This is a genomic window from Aeromicrobium sp. JP4, from assembly GCF_054957925.1.
On sequence record NZ_CM143290.1, the window covers coordinates 1596695 to 1616254 of the forward strand.

At 71.5% G+C, this 19560-nt stretch carries 19 protein-coding genes; 4 read left to right on the top strand and 15 right to left on the bottom strand.

Going from position 1 to position 19560, the window contains the following annotated elements:
- Positions 1-4: 4 nt before the first annotated feature.
- From nuoF to ACY1JX_RS07955, 7 genes are all read right to left on the bottom strand, one after another.
- On the bottom strand, positions 5-1315 hold the full coding sequence (nuoF, locus tag ACY1JX_RS07925) for an NADH-quinone oxidoreductase subunit NuoF (protein ID WP_181754355.1): 1311 nt from the start codon (positions 1313-1315) through the stop codon (positions 5-7).
- Positions 1308-2120, bottom strand: coding sequence for an NADH-quinone oxidoreductase subunit NuoE (nuoE, locus tag ACY1JX_RS07930; RefSeq protein WP_181754353.1), 813 nt, complete (start codon positions 2118-2120; stop codon positions 1308-1310). Before nuoE ends, nuoF begins: the two co-directional genes overlap by 8 nt.
- Positions 2117-3448, bottom strand: coding sequence for an NADH-quinone oxidoreductase subunit D (locus ACY1JX_RS07935; protein WP_181754351.1), 1332 nt, complete (start codon positions 3446-3448; stop codon positions 2117-2119). Before ACY1JX_RS07935 ends, nuoE begins: the two co-directional genes overlap by 4 nt.
- Positions 3449-3578: 130 nt before the next feature.
- Positions 3579-4292 (bottom strand): NADH-quinone oxidoreductase subunit C, encoded by a 714-nt coding sequence (locus ACY1JX_RS07940; protein ID WP_181754349.1) that lies wholly within the window; start codon positions 4290-4292, stop codon positions 3579-3581.
- Positions 4289-4843 (bottom strand): NuoB/complex I 20 kDa subunit family protein, encoded by a 555-nt coding sequence (locus ACY1JX_RS07945; protein WP_181754347.1) that lies wholly within the window; start codon positions 4841-4843, stop codon positions 4289-4291. The genes ACY1JX_RS07940 and ACY1JX_RS07945 overlap by 4 nt, the downstream gene beginning before the upstream one ends.
- On the bottom strand, positions 4843-5202 hold the full coding sequence (locus ACY1JX_RS07950; RefSeq protein WP_078699174.1) for an NADH-quinone oxidoreductase subunit A: 360 nt from the start codon (positions 5200-5202) through the stop codon (positions 4843-4845). The genes ACY1JX_RS07945 and ACY1JX_RS07950 overlap by 1 nt, the downstream gene beginning before the upstream one ends.
- A gap of 132 nt (positions 5203-5334) precedes the next feature.
- A complete protein-coding gene (locus ACY1JX_RS07955) occupies positions 5335-6027 on the bottom strand; it encodes a demethylmenaquinone methyltransferase (RefSeq protein ID WP_181754345.1) in 693 nt (230 codons plus the stop codon).
- Positions 6028-6124: 97 nt separating this feature from the next.
- Between ACY1JX_RS07955 and ACY1JX_RS07960 the strand changes: the two genes are divergently transcribed.
- The gene (locus tag ACY1JX_RS07960; protein ID WP_286927665.1) at positions 6125-7372 is read left to right on the top strand and encodes an isochorismate synthase; all 1248 of its coding nucleotides are present in this window, start codon (positions 6125-6127) and stop codon (positions 7370-7372) included.
- Positions 7373-7418: 46 nt separating this feature from the next.
- On the opposite strand, the gene ACY1JX_RS07965 is transcribed toward ACY1JX_RS07960, so the two are convergent.
- The gene (locus ACY1JX_RS07965) at positions 7419-7799 is read right to left on the bottom strand and encodes a DUF3037 domain-containing protein (RefSeq protein WP_286927663.1); all 381 of its coding nucleotides are present in this window, start codon (positions 7797-7799) and stop codon (positions 7419-7421) included.
- A complete protein-coding gene (locus tag ACY1JX_RS07970) occupies positions 7796-8545 on the bottom strand; it encodes a HipA family kinase (RefSeq protein WP_462565772.1) in 750 nt (249 codons plus the stop codon). The genes ACY1JX_RS07965 and ACY1JX_RS07970 overlap by 4 nt, the downstream gene beginning before the upstream one ends.
- 212 nt (positions 8546-8757) lie before the next feature.
- Between ACY1JX_RS07970 and ACY1JX_RS07975 the strand changes: the two genes are divergently transcribed.
- Positions 8758-9927: a winged helix DNA-binding domain-containing protein gene (locus tag ACY1JX_RS07975; RefSeq protein ID WP_286927661.1), complete on the top strand. Its 1170-nt coding sequence runs from the start codon at positions 8758-8760 to the stop codon at positions 9925-9927.
- Here ACY1JX_RS07975 and ACY1JX_RS07980 read toward each other — a convergent pair.
- Positions 9916-10692 carry an SGNH/GDSL hydrolase family protein gene (locus tag ACY1JX_RS07980; protein ID WP_462565773.1) on the bottom strand — a complete coding sequence of 259 codons (777 nt, stop codon included), beginning with the start codon at positions 10690-10692 and terminating at the stop codon, positions 9916-9918. The two genes, ACY1JX_RS07975 and ACY1JX_RS07980, sit on opposite strands and share 12 nt — an antisense overlap.
- An 89-nt stretch (positions 10693-10781) precedes the next feature.
- On the opposite strand from ACY1JX_RS07980, the gene ACY1JX_RS07985 reads away from it, so the two are divergent.
- The gene (locus tag ACY1JX_RS07985) at positions 10782-12002 is read left to right on the top strand and encodes an NHL repeat-containing protein (RefSeq protein ID WP_286927657.1); all 1221 of its coding nucleotides are present in this window, start codon (positions 10782-10784) and stop codon (positions 12000-12002) included.
- 69 nt (positions 12003-12071) lie between these two features.
- On the opposite strand, the gene ACY1JX_RS07990 is transcribed toward ACY1JX_RS07985, so the two are convergent.
- The 4 genes from ACY1JX_RS07990 to ACY1JX_RS08005 are packed head-to-tail and all read right to left on the bottom strand — an operon-like array spanning position 12072 to position 17708.
- Positions 12072-13601: an aldehyde dehydrogenase family protein gene (locus tag ACY1JX_RS07990; RefSeq protein ID WP_462565774.1), complete on the bottom strand. Its 1530-nt coding sequence runs from the start codon at positions 13599-13601 to the stop codon at positions 12072-12074.
- Position 13602: 1 nt separating this feature from the next.
- Positions 13603-15183 carry a GMC family oxidoreductase gene (locus tag ACY1JX_RS07995; protein ID WP_462565775.1) on the bottom strand — a complete coding sequence of 527 codons (1581 nt, stop codon included), beginning with the start codon at positions 15181-15183 and terminating at the stop codon, positions 13603-13605.
- A gap of 45 nt (positions 15184-15228) precedes the next feature.
- On the bottom strand, positions 15229-16770 hold the full coding sequence (menD, locus tag ACY1JX_RS08000; RefSeq protein WP_462565776.1) for a 2-succinyl-5-enolpyruvyl-6-hydroxy-3-cyclohexene-1-carboxylate synthase: 1542 nt from the start codon (positions 16768-16770) through the stop codon (positions 15229-15231).
- Positions 16767-17708: an o-succinylbenzoate synthase gene (locus ACY1JX_RS08005; RefSeq protein WP_181754327.1), complete on the bottom strand. Its 942-nt coding sequence runs from the start codon at positions 17706-17708 to the stop codon at positions 16767-16769. The genes menD and ACY1JX_RS08005 overlap by 4 nt, the downstream gene beginning before the upstream one ends.
- A gap of 92 nt (positions 17709-17800) precedes the next feature.
- Between ACY1JX_RS08005 and ACY1JX_RS08010 the strand changes: the two genes are divergently transcribed.
- The gene (locus ACY1JX_RS08010) at positions 17801-18448 is read left to right on the top strand and encodes an NAD(P)-binding oxidoreductase (RefSeq protein WP_462565777.1); all 648 of its coding nucleotides are present in this window, start codon (positions 17801-17803) and stop codon (positions 18446-18448) included.
- A 92-nt stretch (positions 18449-18540) separates the two neighbouring features.
- On the opposite strand, the gene ACY1JX_RS08015 is transcribed toward ACY1JX_RS08010, so the two are convergent.
- The gene (locus ACY1JX_RS08015) at positions 18541-19533 is read right to left on the bottom strand and encodes an AMP-binding protein (RefSeq protein WP_286927651.1); all 993 of its coding nucleotides are present in this window, start codon (positions 19531-19533) and stop codon (positions 18541-18543) included.
- Positions 19534-19560 lie beyond the last annotated feature (27 nt).

Consider the following 19560-nt stretch of genomic DNA (forward strand, 5'->3'; position numbering starts at 1 on the left):
CGGCTCACCGGACGGCCTCCTTCGCGAACAGGGTCGAGGCGGCGGGCGGGAAGAGGTCGCGGCTCGCCGTGGTCATGCCGGCCTCGAACTCCTCGCGGAAGTACTGGATGGCCGAGGTGATCGGGCTGGTGGCGCCGTCGCCCAGGGCGCAGAACGCGCGACCGAGGATGTTGTCGCACAGGTCGAGCAGCAGCGCGATGTCGCCCGGCTGGCCCTGGCCCTCGTCGATCCGGCGCAGGGTCTGGACGAGCCACCACGTGCCCTCGCGGCACGGGGTGCACTTGCCGCAGGACTCGTGCTTGTAGAACTCGGTCCAGCGCAGGACGCACCGCACCACCGAGGTGGTCTGGTCGAAGATCTGCAGGGCGCGGGTGCCCAGCATCGAGCCCGCGGCGCCGACGCCCTCGAAGTCGAGCGGGACGTCGAGGTGCTCGGCCGTGAGCAGCGGGGTGGACGAGCCGCCGGGGGTCCAGAACTTCAGCTCGGAGCCCTCGCGCATGCCGCCGCCGAGCTCGAGCAGCTCGCGCAGCGTGATGCCCAGCGGGGCCTCGTACTGGCCGGGCCTGGCGACGTGGCCCGAGAGGCTGAAGATGCCGTGGCCCTTCGACTTCTCGGTGCCCATCGAGGCGAACCAGTCGGCGCCGCCGGCGATGATGCCCGGGACGGACGCGACCGACTCGACGTTGTTGACGACGGTGGGCGAGGCGTACAGGCCCGCGACGGCGGGGAACGGCGGACGCAGGCGGGGCTGGCCGCGGCGACCCTCGAGGGAGTCGAGCAGCGCCGTCTCCTCCCCGCAGATGTACGCGCCGGCGCCGGCGTGCACGATCAGGTCGAGGTCGTAGCCGGTGCCGTGGATGTCGCGTCCCAGGTGTCCGGCCTCGTAGGCCTCGCGCACGGCGGCGCGGAGGCGGCGGATGACGTGCAGGACCTCGCCGCGCACGTAGATGAAGGCCGTGTTCGCCCGGATCGCGCGCGAGGAGATGATGACGCCCTCGACCAGCACGTGGGGGTTGGCCATCATGAGCGGGATGTCCTTGCAGGTGCCCGGCTCGGACTCATCGGCGTTGACCACGAGGTACTTCGGGTTCGGGTTGTCCTGCGGGATGAAGCCCCACTTCATGCCGGTCGGGAAGCCGGCGCCGCCGCGACCGCGCAGGCCGGCGTCCTTGACCTCCTCGATGATGGCGTCGGGGTCCATCGTGAGGGCCTTCTCCAGGCCTCGGTAGCCGCCGCGCGCCGTGTAGGCGTCGAGCGTCCAGGCGCGGTCGTCGGCCCAGTTGGCGGTCAGGACCGGGGTCAGCGTGTCAGTCATCGACGCCCTCGCTCTCCTGCAGGTCGGCGCCACCCTCGACGTCGGTGTCGGTCTGCTCGGCCACGGTCTCGGACTCCGCCCGGCTCGTGTCGGCCTCGGCGACCGCCTCGGTGGTCGACTCGGGTCGAGCCTCGGTTCCCGAGGCGTCCAGCGGCGGGGCGGCCCAGCCACGCTGGTCGGCGATCTCCAGGCCCACGAGCGACGCGGGGCCGGCGGCCGGTCCCTCGTCGACCAGGCCATCCTCGAAGCCGCCGATGACCCGCTCGGCCTCGCGCCACGAGGTGATCGTGGCGCCGCGAGTGGACTGGACCGTCTCACCGGAGCGGAGCTTGTCGACGACGTCGATCGCGGACTCGGGGGTCTGGTTGTCGAAGAACTCCCAGTTGACCATCATCACCGGCGCGAAGTCGCAGGCCGCGTTGCACTCGACGCGCTCCAGCGTGATCCGGCCGTCCTCGGTGGTCTCGTCGTTGCCGACGTCGAGGTGACCGCACAGGCGCTCGAAGATCTCGTCGCCACCCATCACGGCGCACAGGGTGTTGGTGCAGACGCCGACGTGGTGCGTGCCCATGGGGCGCCGCTTGTACATCGTGTAGAAGGTGGCGACGGCGCTGACCTCGGCCTCGGTGAGGCCCAGGATCTGCCCGCACACCTCGATGCCCTCGGCCGTCACGCGGCCCTGCTCCGACTGCACGATGTGCAGCATCGGCAGCAGCGCGCTGCGCGCCTGCGGGTACCGGGCCGCGAGCTCGCGCAGCTCGGCCACCGTGGTCTCCGAAAGGCCTTCAGAAATCTGCTCGGTCATCGATCAACGCCTCCCATGACGGGGTCGATGGATGCCACCGCGACAATGACGTCGGACAGCATGCCGCCCTCGCTCATCGCGGAGACGCCCTGCAGGTTCACGAACGACGGCTCGCGGAAGTGGACGCGGAACGGACGGGTGCCGCCATCGGAGACCGCGTGGCACGCGATCTCGCCCTTGGGCGACTCGATCGGGAAGTAGACCTGCCCGGCCGGCACCCGGAAGCCCTCGGTGACGAGCTTGAAGTGGTGGATCAGCGCCTCCATCGACTCGCCCATGATGTGGCGGATGTGCTCGGGCGAGTTGCCCTGGCCGTCCGCTCCCACCGAGAGCTGCGCGGGCCAGGCGATCTTGCGGTCGGCGATCATCACGGGCTGGCCCTCGGTGGCGTCGAGGCGCTCGATGCACTGCTCGACGATGCGCAGCGACTCCCACATCTCCAGCTGGCGGATCATGAAGCGGCCGTAGGCGTCGGGCTCGTCGCGGGTGATCACGTCGAACTCGTAGGAGTCGTAGCCCCAGTACGGCTGCGTGCGGCGCAGGTCCCAGTCCAGACCCGTCGAGCGCAGGATCGGCCCGGTGATGCCCAGGGCCAGCACGCCGGCGAGGTCGAGGTGGCCGACGTTCTTGAGCCGGCCCTTGAAGATGGGGTTGGCGTTGCAGAGGGCGGCGTACTCGGGGAGGCGCTTCTTCAGCAGGGCGACGAGGTCGCGCAGCTCGCCCGTGGTGCCCTCCGGGAGGTCCTGGGCCACGCCACCCGGGCGGAAGTACGCATGGTTCATGCGCAGGCCGGTGATGAGCTCGAACGCCTTGAGGATCTCCTCGCGGTCGCGGAAGCCGCACGTCATCACGGTGAGCGCGCCGATCTCCATGCCGCCGGTGGCGATCGCCACGAGGTGGCTGGAGATGCGGTTGAGCTCGAGCAGCATCACGCGGATGATCTGGGCGCGCTCGGTGATCTGGTCCTCCACGCCGAGCAGGCGCTCGACGGCGCCGACGTACGCGGCCTCCGTGGAGAACGGCGCGACGTAGTCCATGCGGGTGCAGAAGGTCACGCCCTGGGTCCAGGTGCGGAACTCCATGTTCTTCTCGATGCCGGTGTGCAGGTAGCCGATGCCGGCGCGGGCGTCGTGCACCTGCTCGCCGTCGATCTCCAGGATGAGGCGCAGCACGCCGTGCGTGGACGGGTGCTGCGGGCCCATGTTGATGACGAGGCGGTCGCCCTCGAGGGCGTCGGCCTCGATCGTGTCCCAGTCGCCGCCGGTGACGTTGAAGACCTGGCCGGAGGTGGACTCGGAGGTGCCCGCGTACGGGTCGGTGGTGACCATCAGGAGTAGCTCCTTCGGTTGTCCGGGGCGGGGATGAATCCGCCCTTGAACTCCACGTCGATGCCGCCCAGCACTGCGAGCGGAGCGAGCGATTCAACGGAGCGTCCCGGGGCTACCCGCTGGGCGGCTCTCATGAGTAGCTCCTTCGGTTGTCCGGGGCGGGGATGAAGCCGCCCTTGAACTCCACGTCGATGCCGCCCAGCGGGTAGTCCTTGCGCTGGGGGTGGCCCGGCCAGTCGTCGGGCATGAGGATGCGGGTCAGGTGCGGGTGCCCGTCGAACTGGAGCCCGAACATGTCCCACACCTCGCGCTCGTGCCAGTCGGCCGTGGGGTAGACGCCCACGACGCTCGGCACGTGCGGGTCCTCGTCGGGGCACACGACCTCGAGCCGGATCCGGCGGTTGTGGGTCATCGAGAGCAGGTGGTAGACCGCGTGCAGCTCACGACCCGTCTCGTTCGGGTAGTGCACGCCGCTGACGCCGCTGAAGAGCTCGAAGCGCAGGCCCGCGTCGTCGCGCAGGTGCTGCGCCGCCTGGAGCAGCTTCTCGCGGCGGATGAAGAACGTGATCTCGCCGCGGTCGACGACGACCTGCTCGATCGCGTCGGCCAGGCCCTCACCGCCGGCGAGCCGCTCGGCGACCTCGTCGAACCAGCCGCCGTAGGGCGGAAGCGATGCGCCCGGCATGACCACCGGGCGGCGCAGGCCGCCGAAGCCGCTGGTGTCGCCGGTGCCGTGGACGCCGAAGGCGCCCTCGCGGACCTCGATGACCTCGAGCTCGGTGGCGTCGCTCTTCTTCAGCTCGGCCCGCGTCTCGTGCGACGCGTCCTGGGTCTCGTCGCTCATCGAAGCAACCCAGTCTGTGCGGAGGTGGGCAGGGCGGCCAGGGCGGCGGCCTCCTGCTCGCGGATCTCGGCGGTGCGGTCGGCGCCCAGCTGCGTGTGCTGGATCGAGTCGCGCAGCTTGAAGATCGCGTCGATCAGCATCTCGGGGCGCGGCGGGCAGCCGGGCAGGTACATGTCGACCGGGACGACGTGGTCGACGCCCTGGACGATCGCGTAGTTGTTGAACATGCCGCCCGAGCTGGCGCAGACGCCCATCGCGAGCACCCACTTGGGGCCGGGCATCTGGTCGTAGATCTGGCGCAGGACGGGCGCCATCTTCTGGCTGACGCGGCCGGCGACGATCATCAGGTCGGCCTGGCGCGGCGACGGCCGGAAGACCTCCATGCCGAACCGGCCGGAGTCGTAGCGCGGCGCGCCGAACGTCATCATCTCGATGGCGCAGCAGGCCAGGCCGAACGTGGCCGGCCAGAACGACGCCTTGCGGAAGTAGCCGGCCAGGCCCTCGACGGTCGAGAGCAGGACGCCACTGGGGAGTTTTTCCTCGAGGCCCATCAGGTCCAGTCCATTCCCCCGCGCCGCCACTCATAGACGTACGCGATCGTGATGTTGAGCAGGAAGAGCATGACGGCGAAGAACGCGAACCAGCTGAGCTCGTCGAAGACGACGGCGAACGGGTAGAGGAACACGATCTCGATGTCGAAGACGATGAACATCATCGCCGTGAAGAAGTACTTGATCGAGACCTTGCCGCCACCCTCGGGCAGCGGGCTCGGCTCGATGCCGGACTCGTAGCGGTCCATCTTGGCCCGGTTGTACCGGGCGGGTCCGGTGAACGGCGCGATGCCGACGCTGAACAGCGCGAATGCCAACGCGAGTCCGCCCAGCACCAAGATCGGGATGTACTCGTTCACGGCACCTCCATCACCCTCGGACGATCACCCTCGGACGAACCTTGTGAAGATCTTCACAGGCTCACTGCGATCACTCTAGTAACCGCGTGGACCACGCGTGTGAGTTAGGTAACACTTAGTGTGACGCGCGCCTCAAAGGGGGCGCTCGGCGCGGTGCACGGCGACGATCCCGCCGGACAGGTTCTGCCACGTGACCGGGCCCCAGCCGGCCTCGGACATGCGGATCGCGAGGCCCCGCTGGTCGGGCCAGGAGCGGATCGACTCGGCGAGGTAGACGTAGGACTCGGGGTTGGACGAGACGCGGCGGGCGATCGTCGGCAGCGCCCGCATGAGGTAGTTGGAGTAGATCGTCTCGAAGGGCTTCCACGTGGGCGTGGAGAACTCGCACACCACGATCCGGCCGCCGGGACGGGTGACGCGGAGCATCTCGCGCAGGCCCTGAAGGGGGTCGTGGATGTTGCGCAGCCCGAAGGAGATCGTGACGGCGTCGAACACGCCGTCGGCGAAGGGCAGCGCCATGCCGTCGCCCGCCGTGAAGTTCAGCCCCGGGTACTGCTGCTTGCCGACCTCGAGCATGCCGATCGAGAAGTCGCACGGAACGACGTGAGCACCCGCCTCGGCGAACGGCGCGCTGGACGTGCCGGTGCCGGCCGCCAGGTCGAGGATCCGCTCGCCGCGCTGCGGGTCGACGGTGGCGACGACCTTGGTGCGCCAGCGGCGGTCCTGACCGAGGGAGAGGACGTCGTTCGTGAGGTCGTACCGCGCCGCGACCGTGTCGAACATGCGCGCGACGTCGCGGGGATCCTTGTCCAGCCCTGCTCTCATGGCGCCACCTTCTCACGCTCGCCCCCACGGTCCCCACGTCCGGCCCGTTCCGCCGGTCCACCACGTGCCTTCTCACAGCGCTAGTAAGGTGGAGCGGGTGAGCACGCTGGCGACCGACGGACGCGCCGAACCGCTCGTCGCACGCTCCCGCGAGATCGCCGATCCGGGTGAGCTGCTCGCCCTCCTTCCCTCCTCCCCCGACGCGCTCGCGTGGGTGCACGGCGGCGACGGCATCGTCGGCTGGGGCCGCGCGGCGTCGTTCGCGCCCGACGGCGACGACCGCTTCGACGCCGCCGACGACTGGTGGGCCGAGGTCGTCGACGCCTCGGTCGTCCGCGACGAGGTCGAGCTGCCCGGCAGTGGCCTCGTGGCCTTCGGCAGCTTCACGTTCGCCGACCGCCCGGGTTCGCTGCTCACCGTTCCCGAGATCGTCGTGGGTCGTCGCGACGGGCGCTGCTGGGTCACCACCATCGGTCGCTCGCTCGGCCCCGTGCCCGAGCTCTCCGCCTCGACGCCACGGGATCCGGCCGGTGTGCGGTTCGCCGACGACCCCGCTCGCCGCGAGGCGTGGTCGGCCACCGTCGAGAAGGCCGTGCGCCGGATCCAGGCCGACGAGCTCGACAAGGTCGTCCTGGCGCGCTCCGTCGACGCCCGCTTCGACGAGCCCCTCGACGTGCGCGCGCCGCTCGGCCGGCTCGCCTCGACCTACCCCAGCTGCTGGACCTTCCACGTCGACGGCTTCTTCGGCTCCACGCCCGAGATGCTCGTCCGTCTCCAGGGCGGCCTGGTCACCTCGCGCGTGCTCGCCGGGACGATCCGCCGTACCGGCGACGACGCGCGCGACCTCGGCCTGGCCGCATCGCTCGCCCGCTCCAGCAAGGACCTCGAGGAGCACGAGTACGCCGTGCGCTCGGTGGCCGACGCGCTGGCCCCGCACTGCACCGGCATGAACGTGCCCGAGTCGCCCTTCGTGCTGCACCTGCCCAACGTCATGCACCTGGCGACCGACGTCACGGGCGTGCTGCGCGACGACGCGGGCGTCCTGTCGCTCGTGGCCTCCCTGCATCCGTCGGCGGCCGTGGGCGGCACGCCGACCGCCGACGCCGTCCGGGTCATCGCCGAGATCGAGCGGCTGGACCGGGGCCGGTACGCCGGTCCCGTCGGCTGGATCGGTGCCTCGGGCGACGGCGAGTGGGGCATCGGCCTGCGCTCGGCCCAGGTGCGCGCCGACGGCCGCGGCGCCCGGCTCTTCGCCGGTTGCGGGATCGTCGCCGACTCCTCCCCCGCCGACGAGCTGGCCGAGGCCGACGCCAAGCTGATCCCGGTCCGCGACGCCCTGCGCTGACGGCGCCGCCCGCGAGGCAACGGCGACCGTCCTGCCTGCGACCGGGTCAGCCGACCAGCTGCGACTTCAGGCGGGACAACTCAGCAGCGGGGTCCTCGGCGACTCCCCCGTGCACGGGTCCCGGCTGCACGACGGTCGACTTCGGCGACTTCAGGAAGCCGAATCGCTGGCCCAACGGACGAGACGCGGCCTCGCCGCCCCGGGCGTCACCGGCGCACACGCCGCTCACGAACTCCAGGGCGGCGCAGACACGGTCCGGGTCCAGGTCGGGGGCGAACGCGGCGATGCGCTGCCGGTCCACCCTCCACTCGACGGCCAGGAAATCGGCCTCCTGGCAGTAGAGGACGACGCCGACGTTCACGAACTCCTCCCGCTCCGGGCGTGGCACGCATCGCAGGACGACGTACTGGTAGGCGTACGTGCTCATGCCGTCACCTCCGGGAGCCAGGCGGTGCTGCCCAGCCGCGCGGCGAGGAATTCGACGTACGCCTCGCGCAGCGCCCGGGGCGTCACATCGGGGGTCGTGGTCAACCACTCGTCCGGGACCTCGGCCACGACCTCCTCGAAGACCTCGCGGGAGAGGATGCCTCGGGCCCGGACGTCCGCCGAGGCCACCTCGGCGAGGTGCGAACGCAGCACGTGGTCGGAGGAGTCCCAGGGCTGGGCGGCGAAACGCCCGGGATCGGTGATGCCCCGGCTCCACGCGTGGTGGAAGTAGAGCGAGGCGCCGTGGTCGATGACCCACACGTCGCCGTGCCACACCAGGAGGTTGGGATTGCGCCAGCTTCGGTCCACGTTCGCGCAGAACGCGTCGAGCCACAGGATCATGCCTCGATCGTCGGCACGTGCGTCGACGTGGCCATCGAACCCGAAGGAACCGGGAAGGAAGTCGACTCCGAGATTGAGGCCGATGCTGGCGTTGAGCAGGTCCTGCACCTCCTCGTCCGCCTCGTAGCGCGCGATGGCCGGATCGAGCTCGAGGGCGACGAGGCGAGGCGTGCGCAGCCCCAGCCGGGCGGCCAGCCCGCTCACGATGACCTCCGCGACGAGCACCCGGGGCCCCTGACCTGCTCCGGAGAACTTGCAGACGTAGGTCCCGAGGTCGACGGCCTCCACCACGCCGGGCAGGCTGCCGCCCTCGCGCAGGGGAGTGACGTACCTGACGACCCTCACCCGCGGGATCACGTGATCTCGTTCGACTCGTGTGCCATGGCCCCATCATGGCTGTCGAGACGCAGTGGAGATCGCAGGCTCACGCGGTGACGTCGGCACAGATCGTGTCGGCGTGGTGGACACCTGCGCGAGGCCCGTCGATCGCGGTTCACCGAGGGTCCGTGACCGGCCACCGGGCGCGTCCCGTCGGTGCCGACCGCTAGCGTCGCCCCATGCGGATCGACGTGGCGGAGCGACGCCGACGCCTCGGGGTCAGGCACGCCCTCGCGGCACCGGTCACCAGCGCCGAGGACGTCGCGGCGTCCGTGACCGCGCTCCACAGCACCGACCCGGCCTCGATGGTGCTGTCGGCGATGGCCCGCCTCGCCCGTCCGGAGGTCGCCGAGGTCGAGCGCGCGCTCTACGCCGACCGGTCCCTCGTCCGGGTGCTGGCCATGCGGCGCACCGTCTTCGCCGTTCCCGCGCAGGACTGCGGCGCGTACCTCGCCTCGGTCCAGCACTCCGTCGCCGGGCCCGAGTACCGCAAGCTGCGCGGCATGATCGCCGACTCGGGCATCGCCGAGCCCGACACGTGGCTCGCGTCGGCGCACGCGGCGGCGCTGGCCGCCTTCGACCGGCTGGACGAGTTCAGCAGCGCCGAGCTGGCCGCCGCCGACCCACTGCTGGGCACCCGCATCGAGGTCGGGGCCGGCACGAAGTACGCCACCTCGCAGTCGATCGCCAGCCGGCTGCTCACGGTGATGTCGGCCGAGGGCCACGTGGTGCGCGCTCGACCTGCGGGCTCCTGGGCGTCCACCCAGTTCCGCTGGGCCGCGATGCACCGGTGGCTGCCGGCGCTCGGTCCCCTGCCCGATGCCGCCGAGGCGCGGGCGACGGTCGCTCGACGCTGGCTCGCCCGCTTCGGCCCGGCCCGGCCCGAGGACCTGCAGTGGTGGACCGGGTGGACGAAGGGCCACACCACGGCCGCGCTCGCCACCCTCGACCTCGCCGAGGTCACGCTCGACGGGGCACCCGGCATCGCGCTCGCCGACGACCTCGAGCCCACGCCGGACCCCGGCCCGTGGGTGGCGCTGCTGCCGGCACTCGACCCCACCACGATGGGCTGGAAGCAGCGCGACTGGTATCTCGGCCCGCACGCGGAGCGAGTCTTCGACACCACCGGCAACGCCGGGCCCACCGTCTGGAAGGACGGCGAGATCGTGGGCGGCTGGGCGATCCGCGACGACGGCGGCGTGGCGGTGCGCCTGCTCGCCGACGTGGGCGCCGAGGCCGGCGCTGCGATCGATGCCGAGGCGGCCGCGCTCGAGCAGCGCCTCGGCGGCACGGTGGTCAAGGCCCGTGGCCGCCGCTGGACGCCCGTCGAGAAGGAGCTACGCGGCTGAGCCGCCGAGCGGCGTCAGCTCGCGGTAGCGGGGGTCGAGTCCGTCCCCGCTGGAGCGGCCGGTGACGCGGCGCTTGATCCACGGTCCGAGGTACTCGACGGCCCACTGGACCTGCGCCTTGACCCGATCGAGGACGCTCAACGGCGTGGCGTCCGCGAGCACCAGCGGCTCGAGGTCGTGCTGCACGCCGAGGGCGTCGAGCACGGCGATCGCCATCCGCTGGTGACCGGCCGGCGACATGTGCATGCGGTCGGTGTCCCACAGTCGCGGATCCCGGTAGTCGGTGAGGTGCCAGTAGTCCACGACCGTGGCCCCGTGCCGGGCGGCGATCTCGCGCACGGCGGCGCAGTAGCGCTCGAAGCGGTCGCGCACGAGTGCGTAGATGCGCGAGCCGCCCGGGTCGGCGGGGGTGAACATCACCACGTGGGCGCCCGACGCCGCGAGGCGCCCGATGACCCGGTCGTACTCCCCGAGCAGCCAGTCGAGGTCGACCTTGGGCCGCATGATGTCGTTCGCGCCGGCGTAGATCGTGACGAGGTCGGGCTGCAGCGCGAGCGCCGGGTCGATCTGCTCGGCCGCGATCGGCCCGAGCTTGCGACCGCGGATCGCCAGGTTGGCGTAGGACAGGCCGCCGCCCTGCGCGCGGTCGAGCGCCGCGGCGAACCGGTCGGCCCACCCCCGCACGCCGTTCGGCAGGCTCGGGTCGTCGTCGCCGACGCCCTCGGTGAAGGAGTCGCCCAGGGCCACGTAGCGCGCGAAAGTCACCCCCCGAGATTACGCGCCGTCTCAACCCGGGCGACGACTGCTCTCCACCGTCATGGGAACGCCGCTTCCCGTCCAGATTGGAGAAATCGATGACCCCCCTCGTCAAGACCACCTCCCGGGCGTTCGCGCTCGGCACCACCGGCGCGCTCGTCGCCGGGCTGATCGCCGCCGCACCCGCGACTGCCGCGGTGAACGTGGACGTACCGCCCACCAAGACCGTCAGCGGAGAGCTGTCCGGCCCCATCGGCATCGAGGACGACGCAGCCGGGAACGTCTACGTGGCGTCCCAGGGCAACGACGCGATCGTCGTCCACCGCAAGAACGCCTCGGGCGCCTCGGCCCCGCTGCGCCGGATCAGCGGCGCCTCGACCCAGCTGGCCACCCCACGCGACGTGGCGCTGGACAGCAACGGCTTCCTCTACGTCGCCAACATCGGCGGCACGGTGCTCGTCTTCGCCCCGAACGCCTCGGGCAACGTGGCTCCGGTCAAGACGTTCGGCACCGGGGCCGGATCGACCTACGGGATCGACATCGCCGGTGGTGAGATCTACGTCCGCAAGGCCAGCGGGTACAACGTCTACTCGCCCTCCGCGACGGGCAACCCGGCACCGACCGAGCGGGCCGTGACCGGACTCGGCAACGGCAGGTCCATCGTGGTCTCCGGACCGCGGGTGTGGACGGCCAGCGGCACCCAGCTGCGGGCGTACTCGCGCACCGCGGACGGCTTCGCCACGCCGATCCAGTCGATCAACAACGCCCTGCCGAACACCGAGATCAACGGCCTGGACGCCGACTCGGCAGGCCGGATCCACGTCGCCACGTTCAGTCCCTCGACGGTGCGGGTGTTCGCGCCGAACGCCAACGGGAACGACGGCCCGCTCAAGGTGCTCGGCGGACCCGCGTCGGACCTGAACCTCCCGACGGGCCTCACGATCCTGAGCGGCGGCTCGTTCGCGGTCGCCAACTTCAACCAGGGCCGGTATCTCGTGTTCAAGAGCCTCTTCGTGAAGCCGGCCACCCGGCCCGGGAAGGTCCGGGCCCTCAAGGTCGGCGGCAAGAAGACCTCGAAGGTCCGCAAGGTCGTCTGGAAGGCGCCCGCGTCCAACGGCGGCGCCAAGATCACCTCGTACCGGATCGTGGTGAAGAAGGGCGGCAAGACGCTGCTCAAGCGCAACGTGAGCGGGTCCAAGCGAGCGATGGTGATCAAGCGCTCCAAGCTCCGCAACGGCGTGAACACCGTCTTCGTGCAGGCGAGGAACAGCAAGGGCCTCGGCCCCGTGGCCAAGAAGCACTTCCGCGTGAGGAAGTGACAGACACCCACCGACAGAGCGCCCCGAGTCCCTCAGGGACCCGGGGCGCTCTGGTGCGTCAGCGGCGTGTCAGCGCTTCTTCGGCAGGGTGCTGGACCCGCCGTGCATGACGGTGAGGAGCTGCTGGAAGCGGCTCTCGGTCTTCTCGTCGCGGGTCATCGACTGCAGCATCAGCAGCGGCTTCATCCGCTGCTTCGTGATGGCCTTCGGGTAGGTGAACTCGCGCAGGCCGTCGGGGCCGTGGATGCGGCCGAATCCCGAGTCGCCGACGCCACCGAACGGCAGGCCGGGGATGGCGGCGAAGGAGATCACCGAGTTCACCGATGTCATGCCCGAGCGGATGCGCGAGGCGACGTCGAGTGCGCGCTTCTTGCCGAACACGGCACCGGCCAGGCCGTACTTCGTGGCGTTGGTGAGCTCGACGGCCTCGTCCATGTCCTTGACGGGGTTCACCACGAGGGTGGGCCCGAACGTCTCCTCCGTGACGGCCAGGGAGTCCTCGGGGACGTGCGTGAGGATCGTGGGCTGGACATACTTCTCGCCCACGGCTCCGGCGCCGCCCAGCACCGCCCGGCCACCACGCGCGAGCGCGTCGTCGATGTGACTGCGGATCACGTCGAGCTGCTTGGGCATCGTCGCGGGGCCGTAGACGCCGCCGTCGTCGTAGCCCGGACGGATGCCCTCGGCCTGCTTGAGCAGCTCGGCCATGAACGGGTCGAACACCCGCTCGTGCACGTAGACGCGCTCGGTGCCGATGCAGGTCTGGCCCGCGTTGGACATCCCGGCCCACAGCGCCGCCTCGGCGGCGGCCTGCAGGTCGGCGTCCTCGTCGACGATGAGCGAGTCCTTGCCACCAGCCTCGATCACCACGGGCGTCAGGTTCTCGGCGCACGCCGCCATCACCTTCTTGCCGGTGGCGGCCGAGCCGGTGAACGCGATCTTGTCGACCGCGGCGGTGCACAGGTGGTTGCCGGTCTCGCCCAGGCCCGTGACGAGGTTCAGCACGGGGCGGCCGTGGACGACCTCGGTGAAGGTGTCGACGAGGAAGCGCCCGACGCCGGGCGTGTACTCGCTGGGCTTGAAGACCACGGCGTTGCCCGCCGCGAGCGCGTAGGCGATCGAGCCCATGGGCGTGAACGTCGGATAGTTCCACGGCCCGATCACGCCGACGACGCCGAGCGGCTTGTACTCGACGTACGCCGTCTGGTTCGACATCAGCAGGCCGGTGCTCACCTTGTGGCGGCCGAGGACCTTGCCCGCGCTCTTGGCCGCCCAGGCGATGTGGTCGATCGCGAGTCCGGCCTCGAGCAGGGCGTCGCCGTGCGGCTTGCCGCCCTCGCGGTGCACCTGGTCGGCGAGCTGGTTGAGCCGGCGGGTGAGCACGCTGCGCCACTGCAGCAGGTACTCCTTGCGGCCGTCGAAGCCCAGGTCGCGCCACCACGCGGACGCCTCGCGCGCGGCGGCCACGGCAGCGTCGACCTCGGCCCTGCCGTCGATCGGGTGGGTGCCGACGACGTCGCCCGTGGCGGGGTTGAACGAGTCGAACGTGGGCGTGGGACCTTCGGCCGCGTCGACGCCGGATTCGATGGTGGCGGTCATGTCAGGCTCCTCGGATGAGATCGGCGAGCTTCTCGCCGATCATGATGGTGGGTGCGTTGGTGTTGCCGCGCGGGACGCGTGGCATGACGGAGGCATCGGCGACGCGCAGGCCCTCGACCCCGTGCACGCGCAGCTCGGGATCGACGACGCTGCCCTCCACGGTACCCATCGCGCACGTCGAGGTCGGGTGGTAGAGCGTCTGGCCCAGCCGGGCGATGACGTCGAGGATCTGGTCGTCCGTGGGGTTGCGCACGGCCGGCTCCCACGGCTCGTCGAGCATCCGAGCCATGGGGCCCTGCCAGACCATCTCGAGCATGCGCCGGTAGCCGCCGAGCATCGCGTCGAGGTCGGCCGGGTCGTCGAAGTAGGCCGGGTCGATCTCGGGGTGCCACGACGGGTCGGCCGAGCGCAGCCGGATCTGGCCGCGGCTCTGCACGTTCACCAGCGTGGGCGCCACCGTGACGGAGCGGCGGACGGGCTCGTGCAGGCCGTTGTCGTAGAAGCCGCTCGGTGCCACGTGGATCTGGATGTCGGGCAGGTCGAGGTCGTCGCGCGAGGCGTAGAACGCCCCACCCTCGCCGATGTTGGACACCAGCGGGCCGGTCTTGGTGGCCTTCCATCGCATGATGTTGCCCAGCGTGATCGCGTCGGCCAGGTCGGTGGTGTTGCGCGTGTAGACGAGGGTCCCGGCGACGGGATGGTCCTGCAGGCCCTGACCCACGCCGGGCGAGTCGACCACGACGTCGATGCCCATCTCGCGCAGGTGCGCGCCGGGCCCGACGCCCGAGAGCATGAGGAGCTGCGGGCTGTTGATCGCGCCGCCGCTGAGGATGACCTCGGCGTTCGCGCGGACGACGTGCTCCTGCCCGTGCTTGCGGTAGACGACGCCCGTGGCGCGCCCGTCCTCGATCAGGATGCGGGTGACGAATGCGTCGGTGCGCACCGTGAGGTTGGGCCGGCCCATCGCCGGACGGATGTAGGCGTCGGCGACCGACCAGCGCTCGCCGCGGCGGTGGGTGACCTGGTAGACGCCGGCGCCCTCCTGGTGGGCGCCGTTGAAGTCGTCGTTGCGCTTGAGTCCGGCAGCCACGGCCGACTCGACGAACGCCGAGGTCAGCTCGTGGGTGAACCGGCGGTCCTCGACCACCAGCGGACCCTGCGTGCCGTGGTACGGACCGGACAGGCGCTGGTTGGCCTCGGACTTCACGAAGTACGGCAGGACGTCGTCGTAGCCCCACCCCGTGGCCCCGTAGGCGTCGCGCCACTCGTCGTAGTCGGCGGCGTTGCCGCGGATGTAGATCATCGCGTTGATCGTGGAGCTGCCGCCGAGGGCCTTGCCGCGGGGCCAGTAGGCACGGCGGCCACCGAGGTGCTTCTGCGCGCTGGTCTCGTAGTTCCAGTCCCAGCGGGTCTTGAACAGCTGGCTGAACCCGGCCGGGATCTTGATCATGTCGTCCTGGTCGACGGGACCGGCCTCCAGCAGCAGGACCGAGCGGTCGCGATCCTCGGTGAGCCTCGCGGCGATCACACCTCCGGCACTTCCCGCACCGATGACGATGTGGTCGAACGACTCGTCGGCCATGTCCACTCCTGCCCAGCGCAACACGGTGTGACGCTGGCCACAAACCTAGACGGCGGCGAGACCCGAGACAACCGATTGCAGGGCACGGCGCCCGGCGCGCGTGACCTGCACCTCCAGCACCTCGATCCCGACCGGCGCCCGGGAGAGGTAGGCGGCCAGCTGACCGGCCTCGACGAGGCGGTGCTTGATGCCGTGCGCGGCGCAGAGCGCGTCGATCTTGGTGCGCGTGGGCGTGCCGAAGACGCGCTCGAACGCGAGCGAGTACTCGGGCGATCCCTGCTCGAGGGTGTGGAAGATGCCGCCGCCGTCGTCGTTGAGCACGACGATCGTCAGGTCGGGCCGCGGCTCGATCGGACCGATCAGCAGACCGTTGGCGCCGTGCAGGAACGTGAGGTCCCCCATCAGGGCGATCGCGCGACCGTAGCTGGCGAGGGCCGCGCCGATCGCGGTGGAGACGGTGCCGTCGATGCCCGCCAGTCCGCGGTTCGCCAGGACGCGCGGCCCGGGGGCGCGGACCGGCGCCACGAGGTCGACGTCGCGGACCACGTTGGACGAGCCGAGGACGAGCAGGCCCCGCGTGGCGGCCTTCCAGACCGCGTCGGCCACCGTGAACTGCTCGGCCTGCAGCAGGGCGTTCTGGATGCGGTCGCCGGCCTGGAGCCAGCTGCGGAGCCAGGACTCGTCGCCCACGCCTCCGCGCACAGAGATGCGGTCGGCGAAGGTGACGTTCCCGCCGGGGATACCGGGGAACGTGCTCGCGTCGCCGACGTGGATCGTGGGCAGGTTGGTGCGGGTGAGCAGGTTCGTGACGGGGCGCGAAAGCGTCGGGTGCCCCGCGCTGACGATCCGCTCGACGCGCTCGATCAGCCGGCCGCCCAGCACGACCCGCCCGCACGCGACCGCCGTGGGCGCGCCGCGCAGGCCGGACGACGGCTCCGCGAGGATCGGCCAGCCGGCCTGCTGCGCGACGGCGGCGAGCGCCGGGTCGGCGCCGTCACCGGCCACCAGGAGCGTGCGGGGTCCCGTCTCCAGGGTCTGGGTACGTCCCGCGACCGGGGTGTTCATCGACCAGGAGTTCTGCGGGAACTTCCACGAGACCGACTCGACGAGCGGCTCGTCGAGCTCGACGTTGAGGTGCACGGGGCCGCCGCCGCGCACGGCACCGGCCAAGCCGGTGATGCGGTCGGTGAACGTGATGCCGGGGAACATGCCCGGCTGCACCGTGGTCTGGTTCGCACCGGTGCCGCGCAGGTGCCCCGGGCGATCGGCCGTGACGGCCAGCACCGGGATCCGCGAGTGCAGCGCCTCGAGCAGCGCCGGGTGCAGGTTGGCGACGGCGGTTCCCGAAGTGGTGATCACCGGGGTCAGCCGGCCGGAGGCCTTGGCCAGGCCCAGGGCGAGGTAGCCGGCCTCGCGCTCGTCGACGCGGACGTGGAGGCGGATGAGCCCCTGGTCGTCGGCGGCGTGCAGGGCCAGCGCGATCGGGCCGGAGCGGGAGCCGGGCGAGAGCACCGCGTCGGAGACCTCCTGCGCGAGGAGGGTCGCCACGAGTCTTCGCGCCGTCTCGACGGCGCTCTCGTCGGTCACAAGGTCTCCCGTACGTGGGCCAGCCGGGCCTGCCAGCGCTCGTCGACCTCGGCGGACGCGGCGACCTTCGCGTAGGCCTCCTCGTCGAGCACCGGCCGCGTGGGCCACAGGCTGCCGTCGACCGGCTCGAGCGGATCGGCGACGACGTCGCTCGTGAGCAGGTGGGCCGTGCCGATGCCGCAGGCGTAGGGCAGGTCCGGCAGGGCGGCGGCGAGCGCGACGCTGGCCGCCAGGCCGATCGACGTCTCGACGGCGCTCGACACGCTCACCGGCATGCCGATCTGCTCGGCGATCCGCAGGCACGCGCGCACGCCGCCCAGCGGCTGCACCTTGAGCACCGCGATGTCGGCGGCGTCGAGGTCGCGGACGCGGAACGGGTCGGCCGCCCGGCGGATCGACTCGTCCGCCGCGATGGGGACGTCGACCTTGCGTCGTACCTGCGCGAGCTCCTCGACCGTGGCGCACGGCTGCTCGACGTACTCGAGGCCGCGCGCGACGTGGTCGAGCTTCTTGATCGCCTTGATCGCGTCCTTCACCTGCCACGCGCCGTTGGCGTCGATGCGGATGAGCACGCCGGGCAGCGCGTCGCGGATCGCGGCGATGCGCTCGATGTCGTTCTCGAGGGTCTCGCCGGCCTCGGCGACCTTGATCTTGATGGTGTGGCAGCCGCTCTCGATCGCGGTGCGGGCGGCGGTGGCGCCGTCGCCCACGGCCGGGACGATGCCGTTGATCGGCACGCACTCGCGGACCGGCTCGGGCCACGGCTTGCAGGCGGCCTCCATCGCGGCCTGGAGCCACGGCAGCGACGCGACGTGGTCGTACTCGGGGAAGGGGCTGAACTCGGCCCAGCCGGCCGGGCCCTCGGCCAGCATCCCCTGTCGGTGCTCGAGCCCGCGGAAGCGCGTGCGCATCGGGATCGAGTAGGTACGGAACTCCACCCACGAGAGTATCCACGGAGAACCGCTCAGGTTCCACTGCGCCTCGGACTTCGCGCCGGGCGAACGCTTCGGGACCTGCCTACGGTGGAGGCATGTCCGACATCGCCATCGTGGGAGGCCACGGCCAGGTGGCCCGCCTCCTCGTCCCTCTGCTCACCGAACGCGGCGACCTCCCGGTCGCTCTCGTCCGCAACCCCGACCACGCCGCCGACCTGCCCGGCGCCGCCATCCGGCTGCTCGACATCGAGAAGGCCACGGCCGAGGACTTCGCAACGGCGTTCACCGACTGCGACGCCGTCGTCTTCGCGGCCGGCGGCGGGCCCGACGGCAAGATCGAGCGCAAGCGCAGCGTCGACCTCGAGGGCTCGCTGAAGTCGATCGAGGCCGCCAAGGCGCTCGGCATCCGCCGCTTCGTCCAGGTCTCGGCCATCGGCGTCGACAACGACCTCGGCGACGACGTCCAGCCCGTGTGGAAGGCCTACGTCGAGGCGAAGCGCGACGCCGACGCCGCCCTGCGCGACAGCGGCCTCGACTGGACGATCGTGCGCCCCGGTGCCCTGACCGACGACCCCGGCACCGGCTCGGTGACCGTCGGCGAGACCGTCGACCGCGCCGAGATCCCCCGCGCCGACGTCGCCGCCGTCATCGCCGCGGCCCTCGCCGACGACGGCACCATCGGCAAGCAGTTCGAGGTCATCGGAGGCGACACCCCCGTCACCGAGGCGCTCCGCGGCCTCTGAAGGGCGCCCACTCCCGGTCACACGGCCGACCGAACGAGGTTTCCTGTCACTTCACGAGGTTCGCGAACCTCGTGAAGTGACAGTTTCCCCGGTTAACCGGGGAAACTTCCTCCCGCCAGCGCGACCCGGTCGGGCTTGCCGCCCGGGAGCAGCGGCAGGGCCTCGAGGACGTGGACGGCGCGAGGGGTCCAGGCGCGAGGGTGGCCCGCGGCCTCGATCGCGGCGGCGGCGCCGGCCCGGTCCAGGTCGCCGACCACGAACGCCACGACGCGCTGGCCCCACTCGGGATCGGGCTGGGCCACGACCACGACGTCGAGCACGCCCGGCTCGTCGCGCAGGACCGACTCGACCGCGGCCAGCGGGACGTTGACCCCGCCGCTCACGGCCACCTGGTCGGCTCGACCGAGCACGCTGAGACGGCCGGCGGCGTCGAGCCGGCCGAGGTCGTTCGTGACCAGCCACTCCCCCAGGCCCTCGGCCAGGACCGGTCCGGCGATGGCCACGCGTCCGTCCTCGATGCGCAGCCGCACCCCGTCGAGCGGGAGCCCGTCGTAGACGCAACCGCCGCAGGTCTCGGTCATCCCGTAGGTCCGCACGATGCGCACGCCTGCCGCGGCGGCCCGCTCGAGCACCGCCCGGGGCGCGGCGGCACCGCCCAGCAGCACGGCGTCGAGCGACGCGAGGTCCCCCGCCCGTCCGGCCTCGACGAGGCGGAAGAGCTGCGTGGGCACGAGCGACGCGTAACGGCGGGACTCCGTCATCGCGCCCGCGGCGGCCGCCACGTCGGCGTGCTCGTCGAGGAAGACCGGCTCGGTGCCCGCCACGATCGACCGCACGAGCACCTGGAGGCCACCGACGCCGGTGGGCGGCAGCGCGGAGAGCCACCGGCCCGGACCACCCAGCCGCTCCAGCGCTGCGTGCGCCGACGCGAGCACGGCGGCGTGGGACAGCCGAATGGACTTCGGCTCGCCCGTGCTGCCGGACGTGCGCATCACCAGCGGCGGCCCGCCGGCGGCGACCCAGGGCCGCAGCAGCTCCAGCACCTCGCGGGCGGAACCGGTGACGGGAGACAGGGAGGCGGCCACCCGACCACTGTAGGACCGGCCCGGATG

Bases quoted from the DNA above. Each gene is read 5' to 3' on its own strand.
- ACY1JX_RS07985 (WP_286927657.1), top strand. From the start codon at position 10,782: ATGACCCCCCTCGTCAAGACCACCTCCCGGGCGTTCGCGCTCGGCACC.
- nuoF (WP_181754355.1), bottom strand. From the start codon at position 1,315: ATGACTGACACGCTGACCCCGGTCCTGACCGCCAACTGGGCCGACGAC.
- ACY1JX_RS07940 (WP_181754349.1), bottom strand. From the start codon at position 4,292: ATGAGCGACGAGACCCAGGACGCGTCGCACGAGACGCGGGCCGAGCTG.
- ACY1JX_RS07955 (WP_181754345.1), bottom strand. From the start codon at position 6,027: ATGAGAGCAGGGCTGGACAAGGATCCCCGCGACGTCGCGCGCATGTTC.
- ACY1JX_RS07975 (WP_286927661.1), top strand. From the start codon at position 8,758: ATGCGGATCGACGTGGCGGAGCGACGCCGACGCCTCGGGGTCAGGCAC.
- ACY1JX_RS07965 (WP_286927663.1), bottom strand. From the start codon at position 7,799: ATGAGCACGTACGCCTACCAGTACGTCGTCCTGCGATGCGTGCCACGC.
- ACY1JX_RS08010 (WP_462565777.1), top strand. From the start codon at position 17,801: ATGTCCGACATCGCCATCGTGGGAGGCCACGGCCAGGTGGCCCGCCTC.
- ACY1JX_RS07995 (WP_462565775.1), bottom strand. From the start codon at position 15,183: ATGGCCGACGAGTCGTTCGACCACATCGTCATCGGTGCGGGAAGTGCC.
- ACY1JX_RS07990 (WP_462565774.1), bottom strand. From the start codon at position 13,601: ATGACCGCCACCATCGAATCCGGCGTCGACGCGGCCGAAGGTCCCACG.
- ACY1JX_RS07935 (WP_181754351.1), bottom strand. From the start codon at position 3,448: ATGGTCACCACCGACCCGTACGCGGGCACCTCCGAGTCCACCTCCGGC.
- ACY1JX_RS07945 (WP_181754347.1), bottom strand. From the start codon at position 4,843: ATGGGCCTCGAGGAAAAACTCCCCAGTGGCGTCCTGCTCTCGACCGTC.
- nuoE (WP_181754353.1), bottom strand. From the start codon at position 2,120: ATGACCGAGCAGATTTCTGAAGGCCTTTCGGAGACCACGGTGGCCGAG.